We start from the raw sequence: 341 nt of genomic DNA on the forward strand, positions 1-341 counted from the left end.
TTCATGGTGCTGGAGCAGCTCGCCGAGATCGGCATCGAGGCCGACGTGATCCTCGAGCCGATGCGGCGCGATTCCGGCCCTGCGATCGCCGCCGGCGCGGTGTTCGCGCAGAATCGCTCGAGTGAAGCCATCGTGCTCGCGCTCGCCGCCGACCACGTGGTGCAGGACAATGCAGCCTTCGTCGCCGCGTGCCGCCAGGGCCTCACCGCCGCGAGCGCCGGGCGCATCGTTACCTTCGGCGTCAAGCCGGAGCGGCCCGCGACGGAATACGGCTATATCAGCCCGGGCGAGGTCATCTCCGGCGAGGTGCACGCGGTCGCGCGCTTCGTCGAGAAGCCGGA

The 341-nt window shown here is 70.1% G+C and carries 1 protein-coding gene; it reads left to right on the forward strand.

Annotation, left to right across the window (positions count from 1 at the left end; genetic code table 11):
• Window positions 1-341: sugar phosphate nucleotidyltransferase (locus tag AC0L3U_RS38800; RefSeq protein WP_473365024.1), on the forward strand; the 341-nt coding region annotated here is incomplete at both ends.

The organism is Bradyrhizobium sp. Kon69 (assembly GCF_055807515.1).